This window comes from Campylobacter concisus (genome assembly GCF_015229955.1).
GTDB lineage: Bacteria > Campylobacterota > Campylobacteria > Campylobacterales > Campylobacteraceae > Campylobacter_A > Campylobacter_A concisus_AT.
Genome location: NZ_JAAKYZ010000004.1, coordinates 100,761 through 126,205 on the forward strand (window position 1 = coordinate 100,761; position 25,445 = coordinate 126,205).

The following is a 25,445-nucleotide window of genomic DNA, read 5'->3' on the forward strand; positions in this document are numbered from 1 at the left end:
AAATGGAAAATTTAGATAGAGTGATCGAGCTTGTTTCAAGCTCGACACTACCGATGATCATCGCACTTTTAAAAGTGACGATCCCACTTACTTTACTCTCGTTTTCGCTAGGGCTTGTCATCGCCATTATCACAGCAGTAGCAAGGCTTTCAAATATAAAAATTTTAAAATTTATATTTGCCACCTATGTTTGGATATTTCGCGGTACGCCACTTCTTGTGCAGCTTTTTATCGTATTTTACGGACTTCCTAGCATCGGCGTCACACTTGATACTTGGAGTGCTGCTACCATAGCATTTAGTCTAAACGTGGGTGCTTATGCCTCTGAGTCCGTAAGGGCTGCCATTCTTTCTGTGCCAAAAGGTCAGTGGGAGGCTGCAACATCGCTTGGCATGACGCACTATCAAATTTTAAAGCGTATCATCGCACCTCAAGCAGTAAGGATCTCGTTGCCGCCACTTTCAAACACATTTATAGGCCTTGTTAAAGACACTTCACTAGCAGCTTCTATAACGATGGTTGATATGTTTATGGTCGCTCAAAGGATCGCAGCAAGGACCTTTGAGCCACTCATCCTCTACATCCTAGCAGCACTCATCTATCTAGTGGTTTGCACACTCTTAACTTATCTTCAATCAAGGCTTGAAAAAGCTGTCTCAAGGTATGTCTAATGGCTATAAATTTTAAAAATATAAGCAAATCTTACGGCGATCATTTGGTGCTAGATAACATAAACACAAGCTTCAAAGAGGGACAAACGACCGTGATCGTTGGCTCATCTGGTTGTGGTAAATCAACGCTTCTTAGATGCATAAATTTACTTGAGATCCCACAAAGTGGCATTTTAGAGGTAGATGATAGAGCTGTAAATTTTAAAGAGAAGCTTAGCTCAAAAGAGCTTTTAGAAATTCGCAAAAAAACAGGTATGGTCTTTCAAAGCTTTAATCTCTTTCCACACCTAACAGCGCTTCAAAATGTCACCGAAGCTCCGATCTATGTTCAAAGAAAGGATAAAAACGAAGCAATAAAAGAGGCAAAAGAGCTTTTAGCTAAAGTGGGGCTTAGCCACAAAGAAGATACCTATCCAAACAGGCTCTCAGGCGGACAAGCACAGCGTGTAGCCATCGCTAGAGCCCTAGCTGTAAATCCATACTTTTTGCTACTTGACGAGCCTACAAGCGCGCTTGATCCAGAGCTTGAGGCTGAAGTTTTAAAAGTCATCTTATCTCTTGCAAAAGAGAAAAAGTCTATGATCATCGTTACTCATAATATGAATTTTGCTAGAAAGATAGCTGATAGAATTTTATTTTTAGATAAAGGTGTGATCGCATTTGATGGCTTGGTAGATGAGTTTTTTAACAGCCAAAATGAGAGGATAAAAAGCTTCATCTCAGCTATGGATATATGAAAATTTTAGCTAGAAAATCTAGCTAAAATTACATTAAGCAAAGTGAGGTTTTATCTGCTCGATCCAAGCTGAAATTCTACCCTCAGTTTTATCACTTTGGTTATCAGCATCAAGTGCTAGACCTACAAATTTTCCATTTCTTACAGCATCAGAGCCATCAAATGTATATCCATCAGTGCTAACCTCACCAACTACTTTTGCACCAGCTTTTACGACCTCATCATAAAGCTTTGCCATGCCGTTACAGTACTCATCAGAGTAGCTCTCGCTATCACCCATACCAAAAACAGCAACCGTCTTACTGCTTAAATTTAGCGCCTTAAAATCAAACGCATCCCAGTCATCTTGAAGATCGCCACTACCCCAGGTTGATGTACCAAGAATTAGCTTATCAAAGCTATTTATCTTCGCTGCGTCTACATCAGCAACGTTTAAAAGCTCATTTTCAAGGCCTAGACCCTCACTTATAAGTTTTGCTGCATCTTCGGTATTTCCCATGCTGCTTCCATAAACTATACCTATCATTTTTATCCTTTTTAAAAAATTTTACTAATAATCGTATAAGGCACAAGCTTGATCAAACCTCTCGCATAACAGTGCCTAACCTCAACGTGTCGCCTAAATTCCTCATTTCTAGGAAAAACGATATAAACCATCTCGCACTCGTGACCAAGCACACCGACAGCTCTATCTATATCGTCGTTTAAATTTCTCATATCATCAAAGCTCACTTTTTTAAAGCTTGGCATGACGCTGAGCAAATTTTTACCATCTTTTTTGACCGAGATGACACCGCTATTTAGCATGACCTCTTTATCTTGATGGCGGAGGCGTATTTTATCATAAACAAATTGACAAAACATCTGTGCCGCATCGATACAAAACTCAAATTTCCCACTTACATAAAGCATTTTTATCATCTTTGCAGCCGCCATTTTTGGCTCTTTTGCTATAAATTTGATCTTTGAAAAGTCGCCTTTTAAATAAGCATTTATGATGATATTTGATGAAAAACAAAAGCGATCTGCTGGCTTAAAATTTAGACATTTTTCGCGAAGTAGGAAATTTATCCTAGCTTCAAAAATTTCTTTGAAATTTAGAAATTTAGCGTAAGAAAGTGGTATTTTTAGCTCACTTTCTACGCCAGAATTATAAAGTGCAATAAAAATTTTTGCACGTGAAAGCCTATCAAGCTTTGCAAAAATATTTGGAGTTATTTCGCCAATATCTGATAAAAGCCCGAATCTCATTGATTATTCTTTGCATCCAAATTCCTTATCTAGCCCAAAGACCTTGCAGTACTCGCAAAATACGCAGCTAACGCTTCTTTTTGCACAAACAATTGGAATATTTCTCTTTTTTGCTTGAGTTTTAATAGTCTTCATAGTGTTGTGGTTTAAAAAGCTAGTTAGCATCACCACACACTCGGTATCTTGAGGGATTGGCTTGCGATTTACGCGGTTTTCATTTCTAGCATCCCAGTGTTCTATCTTCTCAGCTCCCAAATCATGTAAAACTGCCTTGATAGGCGTTATCTCATCTGCACCGATAACTAAAACTGACATAATAAGCTCCTAAAATTTATTCATTTTCTGATAATGATTATAAGGAAGCTTAACTAAAATTTTTCTTAGTTATGATATTTATTATCACTTATATGTAGAAATTTGTAACGTTTTACTCAGATATTTAAACATCTAAACTCTTTTAATCTTAGATACCGTAAACAAAAATATGATAAGTCCGCTTGCGGCAAAAAAACTACCAACATTACCGATATTTTGCTCGCCTAAATGAACTATCGTCTGATGCCCTATTAGCGCCCCTGCTCCGATGCCTATGTTATAAATAGCCGAAAATATCGCCATTGCAGCATCAGTTGCATTTGAGGCAAGATTTAGCACTTTTATTTGAAAACTCATATTTACACCAGCTATGCCAAGCCCCCAAACAAAGGCCAAGACTAGCATTAAAACTTCATTTTTAGCAATAAAATTTAACACAAGCAAGCAACATAAAATAAGCATGATAGAAATTGCTGAAAATGCATTTGGAATAAGCTTATAAAATTTAGAGAAAAGCAGGCTTGCAACTACACCAGCAACGCCAAATATAAGCAAGAATATTGTGATAAATTTCCCATCAAAGCCACTGATATCTTTTGCAAATGGCTCAATGTAGCTATAGGTGCTAAAATGCGCGCTTATGATAATTGCAGTTAGTAAAAATACGACCATCAAAAGGCCATTTCTTGCAAGCTCTGGCAAGCTTTTAAGCGAGCCTGAGTTTTTGCTTGGCAGAAGTGGCAAAATTTTATATAGCCAAACTCCAACACCAACAGCAAAAATTCCGATCAGTCCAAAGGTCACACGCCAACCAAGTGCATCACCTAAAATTCTTCCAAGTGGTAGACCAAGTATCATCGCTAGCGATGTACCAAGAGCTAGCAATCCAAGAGCTTGCGAGCTTTTATTTATCGGTGCTAGCCTAACAGCAAGTGAAGCAGTGATAGCCCAAAAAATAGCATGGGCAATAGCTATCATCAACCGAGCAATAATTAAAATTTTAAAATTCCAAGCAAAGGCGCAAAGCGTATGAGCTAAAACAAATACGATAAAAACCTTTAAAAGAAGAGATTTTCGTTCTAAATTTGCAGTTAAAAGCATAAGTGGCAAAGAAAGTATCGTAACACTCCACGCATAAATTGTGATGATAAGACCGGTATCAGCCGTGCTCATGTCAAAATCTTTTGCAATATCACTTAAAAGTGGCACTGGGACAAACTCAGTAGTGTTAAATATAAAAGCACAAAAAGCAAGAGCTATAACCCTTAAATAGGCTACCCTATGAACGTTTATCAAATTTTATCCTTAAATTTTTTCATTAAGGTAATGGAATTTTACTTAAAGTTAGTAATTTAAAAGGCAAAATTCTCAGAATTTATTAATGACATAGATTAATAGTAGATTTTGGAAACTATCTCTATAATAAAAGATTTTTAAAAATCGTAAGAAAATTTAAGGCGGAAAAATGGCTAAAATAATGAAAACTATGGACGGAAACGAGGCTGCGGCGCACGCGGCTTACGCATTTACGGAGGTTGCGGGCATCTACCCGATCACCCCTAGCTCGCCGATGGCCGATTACACCGATATGTGGGCGGCTCAGGGCAAGAAAAATCTATTCGGCATGCCGGTTAAGGTAGTCGAAATGCAAAGCGAGGGCGGGGCTGCGGGCACCGTGCACGGCTCGCTGCAAGTAGGCGCGCTAACTACGACATACACGGCTTCGCAAGGCCTTTTACTAAAAATCCCCAATATGTACAAAATCGCAGGCCAGCTGCTACCAGGCGTTATCCACGTGAGCGCGCGCTCTATCGCGGCTCAGGCGCTTTCTATCTTTGGCGATCATCAGGATATCTATGCCTGTCGCCAAACGGGATTTGCCATGCTGGCAAGCGGCTCCGTGCAAGAGGTCATGGATATCGCGGGCGTCGCGCATCTAGCGGCGATCAAAGGTCGCGTGCCGTTTTTGCACTTTTTCGACGGGTTTCGTACTAGCCATGAGATACAAAAGGTCGAGGTGCTTGACTATGCGCATTTTGATAGGCTTCTTGACCGCGAGGCTCTGCAGAAATTTAGAGACGAGGCGCTAAGCCCTGAAAACCCGAAAACTCGCGGTACGGCTCAAAACGACGATATCTACTTCCAGACGCGCGAGCTAGCTAACCGCTACTACGATGCGGTGCCTGATATCGTGGCCGAGTATCTAAAAGAAATTTCAAAAATCACGGGACGCGATTATCGTCCGTTTAATTATTACGGCGATCCGCACGCTACGCGCATCGTGGTCGCGATGGGCTCTGTTACGCAAACTCTAGAAGAAGTCGTCGATCACCTGCGCGCAAAGGGCGAAAAAGTAGGCGTGCTAAAAGTGCATCTATACCGTCCGTTTAGCCTAAAATACCTCTTTGACGTGATGCCTGAGACGGTAGAAAAGATCGCCGTGCTAGACCGCACGAAAGAGCCCGGAAGCCTCGGCGAGCCGCTATATCTGGACGTCAAGGCAGCGTTTTACGGACGCAAAAATCAGCCCGTGATCGTGGGCGGTCGCTACGGCCTAAGCTCAAAAGACGTCGATCCTGCGCAAATGCTAGCCGTCTTTGAAAATCTAAATTTAAGCGAACCTAAAAACGGCTTTACCGTGGGCATCGAAGACGACGTGACCTTCACCTCGCTAAAAGTCGGCGAGAAAATTTCGCTAAGCGACGAGAGCGTGAAAGAGTGCCTATTTTACGGCCTTGGTGCGGACGGTACCGTTGGGGCGAATAAAAACTCCATCAAAATCATCGGCGATAAAACCGAGCTTTACGCGCAGGCGTATTTTGCCTACGACAGCAAAAAATCAGGCGGCTACACGCGCTCGCATTTGCGTTTCGGCAAAAACCCGATCCGCTCGACCTATCTCGTCTCAAATCCGCACTTCGTAGCCTGCTCGGTCGCGGCGTATCTTGAAATTTACGACGTGATAGACGGTATCCGCGAGGGCGGGACATTCCTGCTAAACTCGATCTGGGACGCCGAGCAGACGGTCGCTAAACTGCCGAATAAAGTAAAGAAAATTTTGGCCGCTAAAAAGGTAAATTTCTACATCATCAACGCTACTAAGCTAGCTCGCGAGATCGGGCTAAAAAACCGTACGAACACGATTATGCAGTCGGCATTTTTTAAGCTTGCAGACATCATCCCATTTGTCGACGCTCAAAAATATATGAAAGAGTACGCGCACAAAGCCTACGCCAAAAAGGGCGAAGCGATCGTAGAGATGAACTACAAGGCCATCGATATGGGCGCGGACGGGCTGGTTAAGGTCGCGGTCGACCCTAGCTGGGCAAATTTGACGGATGACGCCGCTAACGAGGAAAAATACGTCGGCGACGAATTTATAGAAAAAATCGTCAAGCCTATCAACGCCGCTAGGGGCGATAGCCTGCCCGTTTCGGCCTTTGTTGGCTTTGAGGACGGACACTTTAAATCAGGCACGACGCAATACGAAAAACGCGGCATCGGCGTCATGGTGCCAAAGTGGATCGAGGGCAACTGCATCCAGTGCAACCAGTGCGCCTTCGTCTGCCCGCATGCGGTGATCAGGCCGTTTCTCATCGACGAAAACGAGCTCGCCGCCGCGCCGCAAACGGTACAAGATCACGTCCTAGACGCCAAAGGCAAAGAGGTAAAAGGGCTAAAATACAAAATCCAAGTTAGCCCGCTTGACTGCACGGGCTGCGAGCTGTGCGCTCAAATTTGCCCGAGCAAGGAAAAATCGCTCGTCATGGTGCCTTTGGCCGAGGAGATGGAGCGACACGAGCAGGAAAACGCCGATTATTTATTTAAAAAAGTAACCTACAAAGACGACCTAATGAGCAAAGATAGCGTCAAGGGCGTGGGATTTGCGCAGCCGCTGTTTGAGTTTCACGGCGCGTGCCCGGGTTGCGGCGAGACACCTTATATCGGGCTTGTGACGAGACTATTCGGCGACCGTATGATCGTGGCAAACGCCACCGGATGTAGCTCGATCTACGGCGGTAGCGCGCCTTCGACGCCTTATACGACGAACAAAGAGGGCAAGGGCGTAGCGTGGGCGAATTCGCTGTTTGAGGATAACGCGGAGTTTGGCATGGGTATGAACGTCGCGGTAGAGACGCTGCGCCACCGCATCGAGGACATCATGCTACGTACCAAAGACGCCGCACCAAATGCACTAGCCGCGCTATACTCCGACTGGATCGCGCATAAAAACGACGGCGAGAAAACGACGCAAATCGCTAAAATTTTGATCCCTCTTTTGGAGCAAAATTTAGACGTAGAGGGCGTAAAAGAAATTTTAGAGCTAAAAAGATATCTCGTCAAAAAATCTCAGTGGATCATCGGCGGCGACGGCTGGGCGTACGACATCGGCTTTGGTGGGCTTGACCACGTGCTAGCTAGCGGCGAGAACGTAAACGTGCTAGTGCTTGACACCGAGGTCTACTCAAACACCGGCGGCCAAAGCTCAAAATCCAGCCGCGCGGGCTCCATAGCGCAGTTTACCGCTAGCGGCAAGCCGATGCAGAAAAAAGATCTTGGCTATATCGCGATGACTTACGGAAACATCTTCGTAGCTCAAATCAACTCAAACGCGAGCCAAGCAAACACGATAAAAGCCATCGCCGCAGCCGAAGCCTACGACGGACCTAGCCTCGTGATAGCGTATTCGCCGTGTATCGCGCACGGTATCAAGGGCGGTATGGCCTACTCCGGAGGTCAAGGCGAGCTAGCGACCAAATGCGGCTACTGGCCGACCTACGTCTACGATCCACGCCTAATCAAAGAGGGCAAAAATCCGCTCAAAATGACCTCAAAAGAGCCGGATTGGTCGCTTTACGAGGAGTTTTTGCTAAACGAGGTTCGCTACAACTCGCTTAAAAAAACTAACCCGCAGCACGCAGACGAGCTGCTGGCTAAAAACAAGGCCGACGCGCAAAGACGCTACCGTCAGCTAAAACGCCTAAGCTTAGCCGACTTTAGCGATGAGGTCGAGTCTGGCGTAGAAGCTCATGATAATGAAAACGCCGAGTAAGGCGCAAATTTCCCTCGCTCAAATTTGACGGGCTATGGAAAATATCTGTAAATTTAGCCGCTCGTTCGGGCGGTTAAATTTGCTTTCAAATTTGAAAATTTTAAATTTAACGCGGCAAATTTAAAAGGCGCAAAATGAGCCAAACCCATCCTTTTAAACCTATTTTCGATAAAAACTCTAAAATTTTAATCCTCGGCTCCTTCCCTTCCGTCGTTTCTCGTAAATTTGGCTTTTACTACGCAAATCCGCAAAATCGCTTTTGGCGGGTGCTGGCTGGGATTTTAAACGCTCCAACGCCTACAAGTACGGACGAAAAGATAAATTTCCTGCTTGCCAGCCGCATCGCTATCTACGACGCTGCGATCTCGTGCGAGATAAAGGGCTCGAGCGATGCTAAAATGACCGCCGTCGTGCCTGCAAATTTAGAGCCGATCTTCAAAACCGCAAATATCACGCAAGTCTACGCAAACGGCGGTAAGGCGCACGAAATCTGCGAAAAATACCTAAAAACTCAAATTTTAAATGCAACGGGCAAAGAGCCCGTCAAGCTACCCTCGACTAGCCCGGCGAATGCAAATTTTAGCTTTGAAAGGCTCGTGCAAGATTGGGCAGTCGTCGCAGAGGCGCTAAAAGACGGCTAAATTTGACGCGAATTCTAAAATTTAACTCATCCGAAATAATCGCGCCTTCACCTTAAATTTAATTTCAAATTTTAAAATTACCTAAATCAAACAAAGCAGGAGAACCATGAAAATCCTAAAATTTCTATTTTTACTTCCGCTTCTAGCCGTCGGAGCGCAGGCATTAGAGCCAAAAATCGTAATAAAGCCCGAAGCGAGCCTAAAAAACGGGCTTTACTACGTAAAAGGCAAGCCCTACGACGGCACGTTAAAGATGCTGCGCTACAGCGTCGAGGACCTATATGACGTAAATGCGATGGGCATGGTCTATCCGAGGCTAAAACCTCTGCCGCCCACGCTCATACGCGAGATCGACGTGCAGAGCGGCACGGCGGTGCGATACAGGGACTACTTTGACGGCAGGGACAAACCCTCAAACGAATACCCTCTAAAAAACGGCGTCCGCGAGGGCACGGCGAAGCACTACCACGCAGATAGCGGCGCTCTGATGGGTGAGAGCGAATATAAAAACGGTGTCCGAGACGGGCGCTACCGCCGCTACTACTTTGACGAGGGCGGCGCGTTAGAGCAGGAGGGCACCTACAGGGCAGACAAGCGAGAGGGCGTATTTACCGACTATTACGTTAGCGGCGAGGTTAGCGCGCGCAGCCCATACGTCGGCGGACTGCGAAACGGCGAGGACACCGACTACTACAAAAGCGGCAAAATCCGCGGCAAGCGAACGTATAAAGAGGGCAAGCGAGAGGGCGCGGAGACGTGGTACTACGAAAGCGGCGCCGTGGAGGAGACGGGCGAATACAAAAATGACCGCAAAAACGGCGTTTGGAAGCGATTTTACGAAAACGGCAAAACGCGCGTGGTAGAAAATTACAAAGACGGCGAAAAGGACGGCGCCGCGCGCGAATACTACCCAAGCGGCAAGCTACGAGGCGAATACGAGTACAAAGACGGCCGCCAAACGGGCGCGGGGCTGGACTACTACGAGGGCGGGGCGATAGCGGCGAAAGTGATGTTTAAAAACGGGCGCTATCACGGCCTATATGAGGAGTACCACGAAAACGGCAAGCTAAAAGCCAGAGTGATGTTTGAGGATGGGCTGGAAACCGGCACGGCGAAACACTACTACGCAAACGGCAAGCTAGAGGCCGAGGGGGAGTTTGAGCGCGGTAGGCTCATCCGCGCCAAAAAATACGACAAATCGGGTAAGCTAATCAGCGATAAGTCTGATAAAAACGGACTGCCAAGGGAGTAAGATTAGCTAAATTTATGCCTTTGCGGTTTAAATTCGCTCTTTAAATTTTAGCTTTTAGCCGTAAATTTAACGCTTATATCGCTTTGGCGGGAAATTTGGCGCGCAAAGCTTAAAAAGCGACGAAGCGATAAAAAGCCGCGAAATTTTATAAATTTTACCGCGCGAAACGACTACTCGCAAACGGCGCTTAAATTTCACGGCGCGAGATTAAAGCGCTAAAACATAAAGCGACGATATTTGCGCGGCAAGGGGCGGGTCTAGGCGAAATTTGATGGCAAAATGCGGTTTTTAGGCATTTGCAGGCATAAAACGGAGGCGGTTTGGGCGTTAAGCTTGCATTTAAAGATCCGAAGCTCACCAAAAACGTAGGCGCGAGACTTGCGGACGCGAACGGGTAAAATTTGCAGGCAATTTTACCTTGCAAAAAATAAAACTTTGCCAAACCGAAAAGCCGTAAATTTAATCCGCCCGCGCGAAGTAATCAAAATGCCGCTTTTAGCCGATAAAATTTACACGCAAATTTAGGTCGCTAGCGCGCTAAAATTTGACCACATTTTCGTCGCAGGCTAAAAAATTTACGCGCCTAATTTTAACTCGTTATTTTAGGCAATTACTGCCAAATTTAACGCGGCGGACGAAATTTAAATTTATAGCAAATTTAATTTAAAACCGTAAAATCGCCGAAATTTAAGGAGAAAATATGAAAAAAATCGGCCTAATCGGCGGGATGAGTTTTGAGTCTACGATAACGTATTACGAGCAAATAAATCGCAAAATAAACGAGCGCTTGGGCGGCCTTAGCAGCGCGGAGATACTGCTAAGCAGTGTAAATTTCGAGGAGATCGAGGCCTGCCAGCGCGAAAACAGATGGGAGGACGCGGGCGAAATTTTGGCGCGGCATGCTAGGATTTTACAATGCGGCGGGGCGGATTTTATCTTCATCTGCACAAACACGATGCACAGGTGCTTTGACACCGTGCAAAGCGCCGTTAGCGTGCCCGTAGCGCACATCGCGGACGCCACGCTAAAAGCGCTAAAAAACGCAGGCGTCGCCAAGGTAGGGCTGCTCGGCACCGTTTATACGATGACGCAGGATTTTTACAAAAGTCGGCTGATAGAGGGCGGCGCGGAGGTGCTTTTGCCAAGCGCGGGGGATATGGCGGAAGTAAATCGCGTCATCTTTGAGGAGCTTTGCTACGGCAAAATCGCGCCTAGCTCAAAGGCCAATTTCTTGCGCATCATCGAGGATTTTAGGTCGCGCGGCGCGCAAGGAGCGATACTTGGCTGCACCGAGATAGACTTGCTGGTATCGCAGGCGGATACGGATATGCGACTTTTTGATACGACGCAGATACACATTGACGCGGCGGTTGAGGCGGCGCTGTCTACGCTTAATCAAAATGGTCGCTAGACGAAGGAAATGACTTAGCCGAGCGGTAAGCAAGGTTGTTTAATAAAATCCACTAATTTTAGTTGCTTGCTAAAAATTTTACCGCTTCATAAGCGTTTTGAAATATTAAATCCGAATGCTCTTTTAGACTTTGCGCATCCGCGTATCCGCAAGTTAGGCCGATACCTTTGATGCCGGCGTTCTTTGCCGCCATTAGATCCATCTGCGTATCGCCTATAATAAATGCGTTTCGCTTATCTTTTCCAAGTTTTGTGAGAGCTAAATTTACGGGCTCCGCGTTAGGTTTTGGATTTAGCACGTCGTCGCGGCCTACCACCACTTTTATAAAATTTAAGACCCCTAAATTTTCAAGCAAAATCTCCGAAAATTTTGACGTTTTCGTAGTAACTACGCCGACATCAGCAATACTAGATGCTAAACCTACGGCATCTTTTGCAAACGGCAAACTAGAGGCCCATGGCGAGTTTGAGCGCGGCAGGCTCATCCGCGCCAAAAAATACGACAAATCGGGTAAGCTAATCAGCGACAAGCAGGGTAAAAACGGACTTCCGAGGGAGTAAATACTAAAATAAGTTGCTATTTACATCATTTGAATTTTTACCAAACCAAATATTTGCATCTTTTATATTTTGAATACTTTAATTAGCTTTAAATCACACTACAATAGTCGCACTTAATATTAAAATTTTTATATTTATCTTTTGCATCTTAGTAATAAAAGCAGCAATCTCATTTATAAAATCGATAATATTTTTATAAATAAAAGCGAAATTTCAATATAACAAGTAGTATAATTGCAAGCATATAAATATTATTTTTTATATTTTAAATGTATTTTTGATTTTTGTATTCTGGTTTTTAAATATCTTAATAAGGAGCAAAAATGCATACTCTTGGTCTAATCATAGCCTTACTTACGCTTTTTGTCGTAGGCTGGGCGATTTTAAAAGGCAAATACGCCACTTTCGTGCTTTTACTATCTGGTGTTATCATGCTTGTCTCTTCAGTCATTCTTGATACGGGAAAATTTTTACCAGAAAAGGTAAAGAGCACTGGAAATTCCTTACTGGATGTAGTTGAGTTTATCCGCTATACGCTCTCAAATAATTTTTCACAACTTGGACTTTTAATCATGTTAATGGTCGGTTTTGCAAGTTATATGACTCATATCGGAGCAAATCAAGCCTTTGTAGGCATCGCCACAAAAAGGTTTAAAGCCATAAAAAGCCCATATTTTATGATATTCATAGCTTTTTGCGTAGCAAAACTTATAAGCATGGTCATAACCAGCGCGGTTGGACTTGGCGTGCTTTGTCTTGCACTTCTTGGACCAGTTCTTATATCACTAGGACTAAATAAACTAAGTGTTGGTAGTATTTGTGCGATGAGTGGAGCTAGCTCAATGGTACTTCTTGGCTCATCGACAGCCGCTGCTGCAAAAGCAACTGAACTTGAGGTGTTTGATTATGTTTTTATCTATAAAATTCCAGCAGCTCTTCCAACTGTGCTCGTGATCGGCATTGCATTAGTTCTTTGGAATAGATACTTAGACAAAAAAGAAGGTTGGGTTTGTAGCGAGCATGTAGGAGAGAGCATTAGTTTTGACGATAAGGTGGATGTTCCAAAAGAGCAAGCACCTATGATCTATGCTCTTTTACCATTTTTACCGATGATTTTAGTAGTAGTTTTTTCACCATATTGTTTAAAAACCATAAAATTAAATATATCAAGCGTCATAATCCTTTCTATGATAATTGCTATGGTTTTTGAAGCATTTAGGCATAAATTTAGCTTTGAAAAGCTTGGCGAAGGGCTAAAAGTATTTTTTAATGCCATGGCAAAAAGCTTAAGCGGTGTTGTTATGTTGGTTGTGGCAGCTGGTATATTTGCTGAAGGTTTTAAAGCCCTTGGTATGCTTGATGCTATTGTAAATTTGGCAAAAAGCATAGGCTTTGGAGGGCTTGGCATGTCTATACTTTTTGTATTTATAACAACCATCGTTACAATCATAGCTGGCTCAAATGGCGCAAGCTTTTATCCACTTTTAAATATGGTGCCAAATATAGCTAAGAGTTTAAACATCAACTCTGTTATGCTCGTGCTTCCTATGCATCAAGCCTCCACAATAGCTAGACCACTTTCACCTGTCTCTGGCGTAGTTGTAGCCATTTCAGGTATGCTTCACATTAGCCCGCTTTCGCTCATTAAAAGATGTAGCGTACCAGCTATTTTAGGTCTTATAAGCCACCATATATTTGTATTTTTACTATCATTTTAAGGAGAAAATATGAGATGGAGCTTTGATGATTCTTATGTAGATTTTGATAACGAAATTTTTACCTCATCGTTTGAAAATTTAAAAGCACAAAATGAAAATTTGGTTAATTTTTTAAACAATAGCGAGCTTACCAAAGCTATCATCTCATACGAAGAAGCGTACAAAGAAGCGGCTAGCCTACTCGCATTTTGTCGTTGCAAAAGTAGTGATAATACAAAAGATGAGCTAGCTAGTAAATTTGAGCTAAAAATAAAAGAGCAAAAAGCTAAACTTGATACGGCAAAGGAGCTACTTTTTGATAAATTTGATAGCCTAAAAAATGATAATAAAATTTTTCAAAGCACTCAATTTAAACATATAAAATTTCTATATTTAGGGCATAAAAATAGCAAGAGCAAAATACGAAAAAAGAGTGAAAGAGATTTTTTTGCAAATTTAGCGCTCACAAATTTTTTCCCACTTTTTACAAATTTTAGACATCTAAATAATTTAATAAATATCTCTGCTACCAATAAAAATGCAAAAACACAAAGCTATAATCTTGCAAAATGTATGGGCATATTAAAAGGATCAGATGATGAAATTTTACGCAAAAATGTGTTTGATGCTCTAAGTTCTCACTATGATAAATTTTCCGATCTTTATCTTGATATCTTAAATATGCTTCATGGATTTAGACTGGCTAAATTTAAGGCAGCAAAAGTTGATTTTTTAACTCCAAGCCTTGAAGAAAATAAAATGAGCCTTGACACTTTAAACGCCATGCAAGAAGCTATTAGCAAAAGAGTGAAAAAAATAAGAGAATGCGTAAGAGTAAGAGCTAGCTTTTTAGGTGGCAAAAGTATGAGAAGTTGCGATCTTTTGGCACCTTATCCACTTAGCAAGCACAGTAAAATTTCTCATGACGAGGCTATTAAAATCATCAAGAAAGCATTAAAACCACTGGGTGAAGATAGCTTTATCAAGCTTATGATAGACAAACACTGGATAGAAAGCGATGTACGAGAAAATAAAGCTGGTGGAGCATTTTTTGTAAGTTTACCAAAATTTAAGCAACCAAGAATTTTTACCACATACATGAATACTCTTTCGCACTTAATCCAGCAAGCTCATGAGCTTGGGCATGCTTGGCACTACTACTTGATGCGTGATCTTCCGGTTTTAAGCGCAAACTTTCCAATGAGCTTAGCCGAGAGCGCGAGTACATTTAATGAGACTCTTTTACGAAATGAACTAAAAAAAGATGACTCACTTAGGGTAGAAATTTTATGGCAAGAGCTAAAAAGTGCTGCAAATTTTTTACTACATATAAGCGTTAGATACGAGTTTGAAACTAGCTTTTTAAAACTACGACAAAAAGGTCAAGTCAGCAAAAAAGATGCAAACGATCTTTTAAAGCAAGCTTGGGATAAATTTTATAAAGACAGCACGAGCGATGTTGAAGAATTTTTGCCATATTTTAAGCCACATTTTTATAAAACAGATAATTATATCTACAACTATCCTTATAGTGTCGGTTATCTACTATCACAATTCTTTCTAAGTGAGTTTAAAAAAGACGAAGCAAAATTTTGCAAAATTTATAAACAATTTTTAATAGAGTGCGGCACGAAAAGCGTAGAAGAGCTAGTGAAAAAACACTTTAAAAAAGATACGACAAAGTGTGAATTTTGGCTGATTGGCATAGATGAAGCGCTAAAAAATTTAGATGAGTTTAAAAAGGTAGTGACCGTATAAATTCGCTAGTTATCTTAAACGTTTTATCTTTTTTCGAGAAATTTTATAAATTTTTGATGGTGCATCTTCGAAAAAATGATCATCTACTATTTCATCAGCCACGCTCATAGCCCAAGCTTCATTAAAATTTTGCCCATTTTTGTTCGCACTACTTGAATAAAGCCAGTCAAATTTAGCTAAAAATTTTTCGTGCTCGCACTCTTTTACGACTCTAATAGCCTTTAAATTTGGATACAAAAATGTAGCTTTTCTTGAACGGCGTATAAAATTTTTATACTTTTTTGGCACTCTAACAAGCTCATTTAAAACGCTAAATTTTGCCGTCGTGATAAGGCAAGGTTTATTCTCATCACGCATTTTGGCCTTATTTATCTCTTTATAATCTTTACTCAAAAAGCCAGCTGTCGTATCGGTTTGTGCTAGAAATATCATAATTTTTCTCTTTTTGATAGTAAAAATATACAAGAGATTATTAGGGCAAATCCCAAAAAGTCCCAAAATACAAATTTTGTCCCAAGCCAAAAGTAGCCAAAGAAGGCTGCACTTAGTGGCTCTATGCAGGCTAATAAACTAGCTTTTGCTGCGCCTATTAGCTTAACACCTATCATATAAAAGCTAAATGCAAAAATGGTGCCAAGCGTAATAACAGCAATAAATGCCAGCCATTGATTTATCCCATTAAGCCCAGCAAAATTCCAAACTCTCATATAACAAGCAAGCACTACTCCGCCCATAACCATGCCCCAGCCAAGCGTGAGAGTGACTGAATATTTCGTATTTAGCCTTGCTGGAGCTAGGTTATAAACGCAGACGCAAATAGCGCTAACTAAGCACCAAAATAGCGCTTTTGGCGAGATGACAATAGATGAAATTTGAGCATGTGTGCTTAGGAAAAATACGCCAAGCATCGCGCAAAGCAGAGCTAAAATTTCAAGTGGTCTTGGTGCTCGCTTCTCTTTTAGGCAGATGACGGCTAGGATGAGAACTGGCGCAGTGTATTGAATAACAGTCGCAACTGCGGCATTTGAAAGCTCAATGGAGTAAAAATAAGCGTACTGCGTCATCATAAGCCCAAGCAGGGCATAGACTAAAAACTCGCCAAGTAGCTTTATATCTTTAATCGGAGCAAAAACGGCACTTGGTTCTTTAAAAGCATAAAAAATCACAATAACAATGCCAGCTAGCATAAGTCTATATGGCACCAAAAAATCAGAACTTATACCAAGTGAAAATAGATATTGCCCACAAACCCCACTAAATCCCCAAAGGATACCACCAACTAAAGTAAGGAGTATCCCAAGACGATGAGTATTCATTGAATTTATCTATCTTTATGAAGCTGTGCATCTTTGCCATAATACGGCGAATATGGTCCATAAAGTATGCAGTTATGGCAATCTCTTGAAAATAAATAAGCATCTGCCATTACTGCTAGATCGTATGATCTATCTGAGATGGTATTTGCCACTTGTGAGATGACAGCTGAGACTAACATGCCAAGTAGGCTACTTTGGCCACTACTGCTATCTTCTGCTGCTATGGCACTGCCTTGCCAAAGAGTAGCGCCGCTTTTTATATCAATAAGCTTTGCTTCAAGGACAACCTTTGTTGAGCTTGAGATGACCGCATAGCTCGTGCCATAATCTTTTATATTGACGTAAAGCACACTATCAGCATGGAAAATTTTATCAAGCTTATTTAGTGGCACGGCTGCGATCTCACTTGGCTCGGTTATACCATTTAGCTTAAAGGTATCATTTACAAGAGCCACTGGAAATACATAGTATCCTGCCTCACTTAGTGGTGCGACTGCATTTGCTAAAACAGCAGCTGGACCTGAAATTTCTGTGCTATCGTTTGTTGGCATAAGCACTAAGATAGAGTGAGGTCTTTTTTGTAAAAATTCTGAGTAGTCGTATGGCTCAGGCTCTTTTATAGAGCAACCCGTAAAAAAAACTACCAAAAATATAGCGGCTATAAATTTAAGGCTATTTTTCATTATTTGCCCCCTCTTTTTGCTCTACTTTTTTTGGAGTTAAATTTTTAGAGCCTTTGATGAAATTTATATACTCCATTGACTCTGGGAAATTTTGAACCTCTTTGTCAAAATTTGCATTTGCAGCGCCTAAATTTCCGTTATTTAAGTATAAAAGTCCAAGGTGTGCGTATACGCCAGGAGCGATCTTATAGCCCTTTTGTGTTGATATCTGCACCAAATTTTCTAAGCGTGAAATTTGCTCGTTTGTATCGCCCTCTTCATTTAGATAACTATATAGCGAGCTACTATATGATCCGTCCCAATAATAAAGTGATCTTGGGCCGTTTGAATGACCGCAACCCGCTAAAAATAGCACAAAAAGCGCGAGGCTGGCAAGCTTTATTTTACTTGCCATGCTCCACTTTCTATGTCATTTACTAGATTATTTACTGCTTCAATAATAGCTAGACTTAAAACCTTGCCATTTAGCGTAGAGTCGTATCCTGCTGTGCCACCAAAACCGATGATCTCTCTGTTTGAAAGGGTGTATTCTCCAGCACCGCTAACTGAATAGACAACCTCGGCTGTTTTGGTATCAACGATATTTAAATTTACCTTTGAATAGGCAGTTTGTTGCTTGCCTTTGCCAAGTATGCCAAATAGCTGATGATCACCCGTAGTTTTTCGTCCAAACTCGGTCACATCACCAGTTATAACGTATCTTGCGCCTTTTAGATTTTGAGCGGTTTTACTTAGCTCGCTCTCTTGTTTGATCACTTTCATATTTGATCTATCAAGCACCAAAAATCTACCACTTTGCTGTAAATTTGTGATCAAAATGCTTTGAGCTTGGTTGCCAAGCCTATCCTCGCCATCAGCAAATACACCATTTTGGTAAGCTGATTGATTATTAAATCGACCTATCGAAACCGAAATTTTTTGACCATTGTAAACTGTGCCGTAGCTTGCTACTTTTGGAGTCTCAACAACCCTTGAACTCTCACTCGCACATCCAGCAAAAAGAGCTGCCGTAAGCAAAACTGCACCAAATTTAAATATATTTTTCATTTTTTATCCTTTGCGACAAAATCGCTTGTATATTACTAAATTTCTTTTTAAATAGCTTTAAATTTCATCCATGTACCTTTTAAGTATCTAATCGTAAAAAGCACCGCCTTTACGGCCCAGTCAGCAAACATTGCAAACCAAGTACCTATCATGCCAAGATCAAATGTAAGTGCAAAGACATAGGCCAAGATGACTCTACAAGCAAACATACAAACTAAATTTACAATCATCGGATATTTAGCATCCCCTGCTGCTCGAAAAACGGTTGGATATGTGTAGGCAAGTGGCCAGATAAGACACATAGCGATACCGTGATACCAGACGATCTGTCTTGTTAAATTTATAGCTTCGCTTGAGAGATTATAAACCCTAAGCAGTGGCTCAAGTAAAAGCAAAATTACTGCTGTGCTAAAAAGCTGGACAATATAGATGCTTATCATCGATTTTTTTACGTAAAATTTAGCCTGAGCAAAGTCGTTTGCACCAACACACCTTGAGATAACCACGCTAAGCCCTGTGCCTATCGCCATACCAGGAAGCACTTGAAACATCACGATCGTCCCTCCCACGGCATTTGCAGCGATACTTGCTGTGCCAAAGAGTGAAACAAGGCTCAAAACGATGATGCGACCCACATAAAACATCGAATTTTCAAAGCCATAAGGCACTCCGATATTTAAAATTTTCTTGATGATCTCGTAGTCAAATTTATAGATAAAGCTCTTTCTTACGTGAAGTTTTAGCCTTATATCAAGGAGTAGATAGACTATAACAAAGCAAGCGAGCACCTTGGCTATAAGCGTACTGATGGCGATACCTAAAATACCAGTATGAAATGTATAAATACTAATGGCAGTGAGCAATACATTTAATAAATTTGCAGCCGCCATAATATACATAGGAAGCTTGGCATTTGACATCGTGCGAAAGATCGCCGCAGCTGCTGCATAGACAGCTAAAAATGGCGCGGAAATGGCCGAGAAAACAAGATAGTGGCTAGCATCATGCCTTACTTGCTCACCAATATCACCAAAGACATAATCTAGGATAATATCTTTTAAAACTATGATGACCACTGCGATAAAAAGGGCAAAGATAAAACTAAACCAAACGAGCTGATTTGCTGTGATTTTGGCATTGCCACTTTGTTTATTGCCAAGATACTGGCTAGCAACCACTGAGCCTCCAGTAGCGATAGCAGTAAATATGCTAACAAATAGCGCCATGACAAATTCCACAAGACTAATCGCACTTACAGCACTTTCGCTAACACTTGCTGCCATTAGCGAGTTTGCAAGCCCTAGGCTATACTCTAAAAACTGCTCAACCGCAATAGGGAAAAAGAGCTTTGCAAGATTAGCATTTGAGAAAAATTTTGTATTTTGATCTTTGATTTTGTTTACCATGCTTCCCCTAAGATAAACTTAAAAAAATTTTAATATTTAAGCCAAGATCTGCTTTTTGCAAATCCTGACTTAAAAATTTTAGTGTCTTGAAAGATAATTTGTATCGTAGTTATTGCTTAAAAAGTCTTTGTTTTCCATCATAGCGATGTGAAAATCTTTTGTTGTTTTGATGCCATTTATTATGAGCTGATCAAGAGCTACTTTCATCTTATGGATCGCCCTATTTCTATCGATATCCCAAACCACAAGTTTGCCGATCATACTATCGTAATACGGCGGTATAGAGTAGTCTTGATAGATATGGCTATCCATTCTTACATTGCGGCCACCTGGGCAGACATATTTTGTGATCTTGCCAGGACACGGCGTAAATGTATTTGGATCTTCAGCTGTTATCCTGCACTCGATCGCATGACCTTTTAGCTCAATGCTCTCTTGTGATGGTAGTGCCTCGCCTTCAGCCACTTTTATCATAAGCTCGATGATATCAAGTCCGCTTACCATTTCGCTTACTGTGTGCTCAACTTGAAGTCTTGTATTCATCTCGATGAAGTAAAAGTCCAAATTTTTATCAACCAAAAACTCAAACGTACCAGCTCCCTCGTAACCAATCGCTTTTGCCGCTTTTATGGCTGTTTCGTGAAGTCTCTCTCTTGTCTTTTCATCAAGCAAAATAGCTGGGCTTTCTTCGATTAGTTTTTGGTGGCGACGCTGCATGGAGCAGTCACGCTCGCCTATGTGAAGTACATTGCCATGGCTATCGCCAATTACTTGAACTTCGATGTGGCGTGGGTTTAGGATATATTTTTCCATATACATTGTGCCATCACCAAATGCACTCATCGCCTCGCTCTCAGCAGACCAAAACGCTTTTTCTAAATCAGCCTCCTTTTCAACCACGCGCATACCACGTCCGCCACCACCTGCAGCAGCTTTTAAGATGACAGGATAGCCTATCTTTTTAGCTAGCTCTTTTGCAGCCTTTGTGTCAGCCACAGCACCGTCTGAGCCGGGAATGACTGGTACGCCAGCTCTTTGCATGACTTGCTTTGCCTTACTTTTATCGCTCATCAAAGCCATCGCAGCGACACTTGGTCCTATAAATTTGATCTTGTGATGTGAGCAAATTTCAACAAAATTTTGATTTTCACTTAAAAAGCCATATCCGGGGAAAATAGCGTCTGCTTCACTGATCTCAGCGGCACTTATGATAGCTGGGATATTTAGATAGCTATCGCTTGAGCGCTCTTTACCGATGCAAATGGCTACGTCAGCATATTTTACGTAAAGTGCGTCTTTATCAGCGGTTGAATAGACTACAACGGCTTCTTTACCCATCTCCTTTATCGTTCGCAAAGCACGAAGAGCGATCTCGCCGCGGTTTGCGATTAAAATTCTTTTTAATTCCATTAATTTTTCTCCACGCCAAATAAAGGCAATCCAAACTCAACTGGCTGTCCGTCAGAGACTAGCATCTCAGTGATCTGGCAGTCAAACTCAGCCTCGATCTCATTCATGATCTTCATAGCTTCAATGATGCCTACTACATCGCCTTTTCTCACTCTTTGACCTACTTTTACAAATGGGGCAGCACCTGGGCTTGGAGCAGCATAGAAAGTACCTACCATAGGAGATTTTATGCTATCTTTTGGCGAGTTTGCAGCTGGTTTTACCTCTGAATTAACGACTACATTTACAGGTGCTGGAGCTGGTGCTTGTGCTGCTGGTTTAGCAGGCGCGCAATAATCTGAAAATTTTTCAAGCTCTACCTCAAAATCACCACTTTTTATTTTGATATGATTCATCTCCATATCATTAAAAAATTCGATAAGCTCTTTTATATCTTCTTTTTTCATAGAAATTTCTCCTAAATTTTTATATAAGCGTCTAATTGTAGCGAAAATTAGATAAAAATTTTTTTTATGAAGCAAAAACGAGAACTCAAAGCTACTCTTTTTTGCTAAGTTATTTTTCAGTAATAATTATCTTAATGCCTTTAGTATCAACTAAATTTTCATCGATGATGATCTCATCTATCTTTGCTGCCCTTATCACGCCACTTTTTGGATTTTTTATGCTTTTTATCGCTCCGATTGTGCTTACATCGACACTTGAATATTCAAACGCAAGACTCGTATCCATAAAAATGCAATCTTTTACGATCAAATTTTCCACGTAACAAAGTGCTTGCAAGCTCTTTATCGTGCAGTTTATGAGCGTTACATTTTTTGAGTTCCAAGCCAGATATTCGCCTGAGATTAGGCAGTTTTGCGCGGTCACGTTTTCACAGTTCCAAAATGCATCTTTTGAAATGAGCTTTGAGTTTGTGATATGGACATTTTTACAACCATCAAAGCAGTAGTTTCCATCTAAATTTAGCCCATCGATCTCTAAATTTTCACTATTTGCCCCAAAGTAATCGCCACTGGCAAAGACATTTTTTATCTTCACATCCGTGCATCCCCAAAGTGTTTCACTAGCATCTGAAAAATTTATATTTTCTAGCGAAATTTGCGAGCTTTTTCTAAAACTTTTTGGAGCGTTGATGACCACGTCTTTGAAGCTTAAATTTGTACTGTACCACATGCCAGCTCTTGCTAGAGGCTCCAAGTATCCGCCATTTAGCGTGGCATCGCTTGCGTACCAAAGTGGGTATTTGTAGGCAAAAACGCACTCATTTAGCTTTAAATTTGAACTATGCTTTAGCGGCGACTCGCCATCTTCAAAGATACAGTTTGTAAAATTTACACTTTTTGCCCCAAACATCGCACGCTCGCCAGTAAAAATTTCTGCATTTTTCTCTTGCATTTTTGTCCTTTATTAATTTTTGCTGTTAAAATTATACTAATTTTCATCTAATTTATTCGCTTTATTAAATTTACTTTAAAGACGCAAAGCGTTATAATCGCCCAAAAAAGGAGCAAAAATGGGTTTAAAGTCAGATTCTTGGATAAGAAAAATGTCTGTTGAGAAAAATATGATAGTGCCATTTGCTGAGGAACAAGTCGGACGCGGCGTCGTTAGTTACGGCGTTTCTAGCTACGGCTACGATATCCGCGTTGGTGATGAGTTTAAAATTTTTACAAACATCGGCGGAACCGTGGTCGATCCGAAAAATTTCGACGAGAAAAACGTAGTGGATTTTAAGGGCGACGTCTGCATCGTACCGCCAAATTCTTTTGCTTTAGCGCGCACGATTGAGTACTTCAACATGCCTGATAACGTGCTAGCGATCTGCCTTGGCAAGAGCACATACGCAAGGTGCGGTATCATCGTAAACGTCACGCCTTTTGAGCCTGGATTTAAGGGGCACATCACGATAGAAATTTCAAACACAACGCCACTTCCTGCAAAAATTTATGCGAACGAAGGCATCGCGCAGGTGCTATTTATCGAGGGTGATGAGCTTTGCGAGGTAACTTATGCTGATAAAAACGGCAAATACCAAGCCCAAGAAGGCATTACGCTGCCTAGAATTTTGAAGTAATTTTCATGCCTTTGCGACTTTGCAAAGGCAAAATTTAAACGCTGCTTTTATAATTTCCTCTAAACATTAATTAAAATTTGACGAAATAGAATCTAGAAAGATAAAAACTTTTGTAATAAATTTTAAAATTTTGGCATAGCTTTTGCTTAAATTTTTAGTGTTTTAATACTATACTTAGCATATTTTTAAGGATATTCATGTCAGATAAAAAAAAGACAAAAGAAAGAAATTTAAGTGGAATAACAAACCCTATTTTTGAAAAAAATCTTCAAGCACTATTTCAACAAGATGAGGTCTTGGCTGCTAGACTTTTTGGTATGAGTATACAAACTAAATACGAAATCATTCTAGATAAAAGTGATCCAATACACATAAACATCATCAATAAAGAATCTAATGAAACAATATATAAAGATCCGGTTGAAGAAATTAGTAAAATGCTTGATGATATAGAAAAAAAATATAAAAGATATCCAGGACTTTTCTTTTATGGCTTAGGAACTGGTATATTTTATAAAGCTTTAGCAAAAAATAAGACTCATAAAAAAATTGTTATCATAGAACCAGAACTTGAAATCATACATCTTGTTTTAAATATTATTGATATATCAGATGAGCTTAAAGATGAACAAATTGTTCTTTTTTATTCCGAATTTGCTACATATGTACAGTTTTACTATCTCGTATCGCATAGTGATTTAGATATATATGCTAAAACTTATAGCTTAATAATCCACTCTAACTATTATGATAATTTTGCAGATGACTATATCAAAATAAACAAAGATATAACAAGAGCTTTTTCTCAAAATGTAGTTTCCCATGGAAATAGTATAGATGATCTTCTAATAGGCACAAAACAGCATATTGAGAATCTACCTCATATGCTTACTAATTACTGCTATACAAATTTAGTTAAAAAAAGACACGGTCTTATGGATACAGCGATCATTGTTTCAACAGGGCCAAGCCTAGATAAACAGCTAGAAACACTTAAGAAATTTGCACCTTATGTAAGCATTATAAGTGTCGATGCATCATATCCGATACTTGCAAGAAATGGCATAAAGCCAGATTATGTAACATCAATTGAGCGAATGATACCTACTTCTACATTTTTTGAAAAAAAGCACCCTGGATTTGATGATGATATAAATTTTATTGTGGCTTCAGTAACACACAGCCAAACTGTAAAAAATATATTACCTAGACGTTTAGTGCTTACGATGAGGCCTCAACAAGAAGAAAAAATGTTTAGACTCAACAAATATGGATATCTTGGTGTCGGACACAGTTGTGCAAATATGGCCTACCAGTTAGCGTATGTACTAGGACATAAAAATATTATTTTTATAGGTCAAGATCTTGCTTTTGGTAAAGATGGTGCAAGTCATGCCAAAGGTCACACTATCGCTCAGCCGGACGAAAATTTATATACTATTGCCTATGGTGGCGAAGGAGAAGTAAGAACAACTTATGTATGGATGCTCTTTAAAAATCAATTTGAAAATGATATCGAGCAGGCTAAATTAGAAGATATAAAATCATATAACTGCACTGAAGGTGGAGCTAGAATAAATGGTGCCATAGAGAAACCTTTTTTAGAAGTTATGAATGAGCTTTGCAAAGGTAAAAAAGTTAAAAATTTACCAAATATCAAAAAAGATAGCGATAAAGTGGCTAACAAAAATTTGTTAAAAGCCTATGAAGTAATACAAAACAAAATAAGAGTTCAAACACAAGCTAAAGAAAAAATAGAAAAAGTATTTTTAGAATTAACTCCAAAAATTGATAATTTTATGCTTTTAAGAGATAAGAATGAAATAAATACAAAGCATTTTAAACAGCTTGTAGGGATATCAAACAAGATAGATAAGCTTAAAAATTGCATATCTCATAAAAAGTATATGAGATATATAGAAAATATCTTTGTTATCTCGACTTATCACCAAGAACTAGAGCTTGCTAAAGTATCAGTAGCACCAAGTGATACAGACGAAGAAAAAACTAATAAATTAGTTGAATGGATAGAATTTCATAAATACTGGCTATTTTCAGCAGCTGGTGGTATAAATGCGGATATAGAAACAACAAAAGAAGCCTCAAAACCTCTTATAAAAGAGCTTAAAAAACGTGGCATCTTTCCAAAAAAAGACTAAAG

At 40.6% G+C, this 25,445-nt stretch carries 24 protein-coding genes; 10 read left to right on the forward strand and 14 right to left on the reverse strand.

Annotated elements, in window-relative coordinates; translation table 11 throughout:
* Window positions 1-2: 2 nt before the first annotated feature.
* A complete protein-coding gene (locus tag G6W45_RS07035; RefSeq protein WP_021089366.1) occupies window positions 3-671 on the forward strand; it encodes an amino acid ABC transporter permease in 669 nt (222 codons plus the stop codon).
* The gene (locus G6W45_RS07040; RefSeq protein WP_194167999.1) at window positions 671-1,408 is read left to right on the forward strand and encodes an amino acid ABC transporter ATP-binding protein; all 738 of its coding nucleotides are present in this window, start codon (window positions 671-673) and stop codon (window positions 1,406-1,408) included. Before G6W45_RS07035 ends, G6W45_RS07040 begins: the two co-directional genes overlap by 1 nt.
* Window positions 1,409-1,441: 33 nt before the next feature.
* On the opposite strand, the gene fldA is transcribed toward G6W45_RS07040, so the two are convergent.
* The 4 genes from fldA to G6W45_RS07060 all read right to left on the reverse strand — a co-directional run bounded on the left by fldA (window position 1,442) and on the right by G6W45_RS07060 (window position 4,269).
* The gene (gene fldA, locus G6W45_RS07045; protein WP_054197172.1) at window positions 1,442-1,933 is read right to left on the reverse strand and encodes a flavodoxin FldA; all 492 of its coding nucleotides are present in this window, start codon (window positions 1,931-1,933) and stop codon (window positions 1,442-1,444) included.
* An 11-nt stretch (window positions 1,934-1,944) separates the two neighbouring features.
* On the reverse strand, window positions 1,945-2,658 hold the full coding sequence (locus tag G6W45_RS07050; RefSeq protein ID WP_107696043.1) for a UDP-N-acetylmuramate--alanine ligase: 714 nt from the start codon (window positions 2,656-2,658) through the stop codon (window positions 1,945-1,947).
* 3 nt (window positions 2,659-2,661) lie between these two features.
* Window positions 2,662-2,973: a DUF2325 domain-containing protein gene (locus G6W45_RS07055; protein WP_002939277.1), complete on the reverse strand. Its 312-nt coding sequence runs from the start codon at window positions 2,971-2,973 to the stop codon at window positions 2,662-2,664.
* Window positions 2,974-3,105: 132 nt separating this feature from the next.
* Window positions 3,106-4,269: a sugar transporter gene (locus G6W45_RS07060; RefSeq protein WP_194168000.1), complete on the reverse strand. Its 1,164-nt coding sequence runs from the start codon at window positions 4,267-4,269 to the stop codon at window positions 3,106-3,108.
* Between the two features lie 169 nt (window positions 4,270-4,438).
* Here G6W45_RS07060 and nifJ point away from each other — a divergent pair, with 169 nt between their 5' ends.
* The 4 genes from nifJ (at window position 4,439) to G6W45_RS07080 (ending at window position 11,330) form a co-directional block, all read left to right on the forward strand.
* Window positions 4,439-8,026: a pyruvate:ferredoxin (flavodoxin) oxidoreductase gene (gene nifJ, locus G6W45_RS07065; protein ID WP_194168001.1), complete on the forward strand. Its 3,588-nt coding sequence runs from the start codon at window positions 4,439-4,441 to the stop codon at window positions 8,024-8,026.
* Window positions 8,027-8,160: 134 nt separating this feature from the next.
* Window positions 8,161-8,667, forward strand: coding sequence for a DNA-deoxyinosine glycosylase (locus tag G6W45_RS07070; protein ID WP_194168002.1), 507 nt, complete (start codon window positions 8,161-8,163; stop codon window positions 8,665-8,667).
* 106 nt (window positions 8,668-8,773) lie between these two features.
* Window positions 8,774-9,919, forward strand: coding sequence for a toxin-antitoxin system YwqK family antitoxin (locus G6W45_RS07075; protein ID WP_194168003.1), 1,146 nt, complete (start codon window positions 8,774-8,776; stop codon window positions 9,917-9,919).
* A gap of 700 nt (window positions 9,920-10,619) precedes the next feature.
* Window positions 10,620-11,330 (forward strand): aspartate/glutamate racemase family protein, encoded by a 711-nt coding sequence (locus tag G6W45_RS07080; protein WP_194168004.1) that lies wholly within the window; start codon window positions 10,620-10,622, stop codon window positions 11,328-11,330.
* Between the two features lie 58 nt (window positions 11,331-11,388).
* Here G6W45_RS07080 and G6W45_RS07085 read toward each other — a convergent pair whose 3' ends face one another.
* The gene (locus G6W45_RS07085) at window positions 11,389-11,814 is read right to left on the reverse strand and encodes an HAD-IA family hydrolase (RefSeq protein ID WP_194168005.1); all 426 of its coding nucleotides are present in this window, start codon (window positions 11,812-11,814) and stop codon (window positions 11,389-11,391) included.
* 399 nt (window positions 11,815-12,213) lie between these two features.
* On the opposite strand from G6W45_RS07085, the gene dcuC reads away from it, so the two are divergent.
* Together dcuC and G6W45_RS07095 are read left to right on the forward strand one after the other, a co-directional pair.
* Window positions 12,214-13,608 carry a C4-dicarboxylate transporter DcuC gene (dcuC, locus tag G6W45_RS07090; protein WP_194168006.1) on the forward strand — a complete coding sequence of 465 codons (1,395 nt, stop codon included), beginning with the start codon at window positions 12,214-12,216 and terminating at the stop codon, window positions 13,606-13,608.
* Between the two features lie 9 nt (window positions 13,609-13,617).
* The gene (locus tag G6W45_RS07095; RefSeq protein WP_194168007.1) at window positions 13,618-15,345 is read left to right on the forward strand and encodes a gluzincin family metallopeptidase; all 1,728 of its coding nucleotides are present in this window, start codon (window positions 13,618-13,620) and stop codon (window positions 15,343-15,345) included.
* 9 nt (window positions 15,346-15,354) lie between these two features.
* Here G6W45_RS07095 and G6W45_RS07100 read toward each other — a convergent pair whose 3' ends face one another.
* The 9 genes from G6W45_RS07100 to G6W45_RS07140 form a co-directional block, all read right to left on the reverse strand.
* Complete coding sequence (locus tag G6W45_RS07100; RefSeq protein ID WP_021091590.1) at window positions 15,355-15,777, reverse strand: threonylcarbamoyl-AMP synthase; 423 nt, start codon at window positions 15,775-15,777, stop codon at window positions 15,355-15,357.
* Window positions 15,774-16,661 carry a DMT family transporter gene (locus G6W45_RS07105; protein WP_194168008.1) on the reverse strand — a complete coding sequence of 296 codons (888 nt, stop codon included), beginning with the start codon at window positions 16,659-16,661 and terminating at the stop codon, window positions 15,774-15,776. The genes G6W45_RS07100 and G6W45_RS07105 overlap by 4 nt, the downstream gene beginning before the upstream one ends.
* Before the next feature lie 5 nt (window positions 16,662-16,666).
* The gene (locus G6W45_RS07110; protein ID WP_194168009.1) at window positions 16,667-17,344 is read right to left on the reverse strand and encodes a DUF799 domain-containing protein; all 678 of its coding nucleotides are present in this window, start codon (window positions 17,342-17,344) and stop codon (window positions 16,667-16,669) included.
* Window positions 17,334-17,738 carry a DUF4810 domain-containing protein gene (locus G6W45_RS07115; RefSeq protein WP_194168010.1) on the reverse strand — a complete coding sequence of 135 codons (405 nt, stop codon included), beginning with the start codon at window positions 17,736-17,738 and terminating at the stop codon, window positions 17,334-17,336. Before G6W45_RS07115 ends, G6W45_RS07110 begins: the two co-directional genes overlap by 11 nt.
* A complete protein-coding gene (locus G6W45_RS07120; protein ID WP_194168011.1) occupies window positions 17,723-18,391 on the reverse strand; it encodes a CsgG/HfaB family protein in 669 nt (222 codons plus the stop codon). The genes G6W45_RS07115 and G6W45_RS07120 overlap by 16 nt, the downstream gene beginning before the upstream one ends.
* Window positions 18,392-18,438: 47 nt before the next feature.
* Window positions 18,439-19,797 (reverse strand): MATE family efflux transporter, encoded by a 1,359-nt coding sequence (locus G6W45_RS07125; protein WP_194168012.1) that lies wholly within the window; start codon window positions 19,795-19,797, stop codon window positions 18,439-18,441.
* A 78-nt stretch (window positions 19,798-19,875) separates the two neighbouring features.
* Window positions 19,876-21,207: an acetyl-CoA carboxylase biotin carboxylase subunit gene (locus G6W45_RS07130; RefSeq protein ID WP_194168013.1), complete on the reverse strand. Its 1,332-nt coding sequence runs from the start codon at window positions 21,205-21,207 to the stop codon at window positions 19,876-19,878.
* On the reverse strand, window positions 21,207-21,653 hold the full coding sequence (gene accB, locus G6W45_RS07135) for an acetyl-CoA carboxylase biotin carboxyl carrier protein (RefSeq protein ID WP_084041901.1): 447 nt from the start codon (window positions 21,651-21,653) through the stop codon (window positions 21,207-21,209). Before accB ends, G6W45_RS07130 begins: the two co-directional genes overlap by 1 nt.
* A 109-nt stretch (window positions 21,654-21,762) precedes the next feature.
* On the reverse strand, window positions 21,763-22,605 hold the full coding sequence (locus G6W45_RS07140) for a DUF3737 family protein (protein WP_194168014.1): 843 nt from the start codon (window positions 22,603-22,605) through the stop codon (window positions 21,763-21,765).
* 118 nt (window positions 22,606-22,723) lie between these two features.
* Here G6W45_RS07140 and dcd point away from each other — a divergent pair, with 118 nt between their 5' ends.
* Together dcd and G6W45_RS07150 are read left to right on the forward strand one after the other, a co-directional pair.
* Window positions 22,724-23,284, forward strand: coding sequence for a dCTP deaminase (gene dcd, locus G6W45_RS07145; RefSeq protein WP_194168015.1), 561 nt, complete (start codon window positions 22,724-22,726; stop codon window positions 23,282-23,284).
* 197 nt (window positions 23,285-23,481) lie between these two features.
* Window positions 23,482-25,443 (forward strand): motility associated factor glycosyltransferase family protein, encoded by a 1,962-nt coding sequence (locus G6W45_RS07150; protein WP_194168016.1) that lies wholly within the window; start codon window positions 23,482-23,484, stop codon window positions 25,441-25,443.
* Window positions 25,444-25,445 lie beyond the last annotated feature (2 nt).

What these genes read in the sequence shown, in the direction of transcription:
- G6W45_RS07035 (WP_021089366.1), top strand. Translation starts at nt 3, where the DNA reads ATGGAAAATTTAGATAGAGTGATCGAGCTTGTTTCAAGCTCGACACTA.
- G6W45_RS07040 (WP_194167999.1), top strand. Translation starts at nt 671, where the DNA reads ATGGCTATAAATTTTAAAAATATAAGCAAATCTTACGGCGATCATTTG.
- fldA (WP_054197172.1), bottom strand. Translation starts at nt 1,933, where the DNA reads ATGATAGGTATAGTTTATGGAAGCAGCATGGGAAATACCGAAGATGCA.
- G6W45_RS07050 (WP_107696043.1), bottom strand. Translation starts at nt 2,658, where the DNA reads ATGAGATTCGGGCTTTTATCAGATATTGGCGAAATAACTCCAAATATT.
- G6W45_RS07055 (WP_002939277.1), bottom strand. Translation starts at nt 2,973, where the DNA reads ATGTCAGTTTTAGTTATCGGTGCAGATGAGATAACGCCTATCAAGGCA.
- nifJ (WP_194168001.1), top strand. Translation starts at nt 4,439, where the DNA reads ATGGCTAAAATAATGAAAACTATGGACGGAAACGAGGCTGCGGCGCAC.
- G6W45_RS07070 (WP_194168002.1), top strand. Translation starts at nt 8,161, where the DNA reads ATGAGCCAAACCCATCCTTTTAAACCTATTTTCGATAAAAACTCTAAA.
- G6W45_RS07075 (WP_194168003.1), top strand. Translation starts at nt 8,774, where the DNA reads ATGAAAATCCTAAAATTTCTATTTTTACTTCCGCTTCTAGCCGTCGGA.
- G6W45_RS07080 (WP_194168004.1), top strand. Translation starts at nt 10,620, where the DNA reads ATGAAAAAAATCGGCCTAATCGGCGGGATGAGTTTTGAGTCTACGATA.
- G6W45_RS07085 (WP_194168005.1), bottom strand. Translation starts at nt 11,814, where the DNA reads ATGAGCCTGCCGCGCTCAAACTCGCCATGGGCCTCTAGTTTGCCGTTT.
- dcuC (WP_194168006.1), top strand. Translation starts at nt 12,214, where the DNA reads ATGCATACTCTTGGTCTAATCATAGCCTTACTTACGCTTTTTGTCGTA.
- G6W45_RS07095 (WP_194168007.1), top strand. Translation starts at nt 13,618, where the DNA reads ATGAGATGGAGCTTTGATGATTCTTATGTAGATTTTGATAACGAAATT.
- G6W45_RS07100 (WP_021091590.1), bottom strand. Translation starts at nt 15,777, where the DNA reads ATGATATTTCTAGCACAAACCGATACGACAGCTGGCTTTTTGAGTAAA.
- G6W45_RS07105 (WP_194168008.1), bottom strand. Translation starts at nt 16,661, where the DNA reads ATGAATACTCATCGTCTTGGGATACTCCTTACTTTAGTTGGTGGTATC.
- G6W45_RS07110 (WP_194168009.1), bottom strand. Translation starts at nt 17,344, where the DNA reads ATGAAAAATAGCCTTAAATTTATAGCCGCTATATTTTTGGTAGTTTTT.
- G6W45_RS07115 (WP_194168010.1), bottom strand. Translation starts at nt 17,738, where the DNA reads ATGGCAAGTAAAATAAAGCTTGCCAGCCTCGCGCTTTTTGTGCTATTT.
- G6W45_RS07120 (WP_194168011.1), bottom strand. Translation starts at nt 18,391, where the DNA reads ATGAAAAATATATTTAAATTTGGTGCAGTTTTGCTTACGGCAGCTCTT.
- G6W45_RS07125 (WP_194168012.1), bottom strand. Translation starts at nt 19,797, where the DNA reads ATGGTAAACAAAATCAAAGATCAAAATACAAAATTTTTCTCAAATGCT.
- G6W45_RS07130 (WP_194168013.1), bottom strand. Translation starts at nt 21,207, where the DNA reads ATGGAATTAAAAAGAATTTTAATCGCAAACCGCGGCGAGATCGCTCTT.
- accB (WP_084041901.1), bottom strand. Translation starts at nt 21,653, where the DNA reads ATGAAAAAAGAAGATATAAAAGAGCTTATCGAATTTTTTAATGATATG.
- G6W45_RS07140 (WP_194168014.1), bottom strand. Translation starts at nt 22,605, where the DNA reads ATGCAAGAGAAAAATGCAGAAATTTTTACTGGCGAGCGTGCGATGTTT.
- dcd (WP_194168015.1), top strand. Translation starts at nt 22,724, where the DNA reads ATGGGTTTAAAGTCAGATTCTTGGATAAGAAAAATGTCTGTTGAGAAA.
- G6W45_RS07150 (WP_194168016.1), top strand. Translation starts at nt 23,482, where the DNA reads ATGTCAGATAAAAAAAAGACAAAAGAAAGAAATTTAAGTGGAATAACA.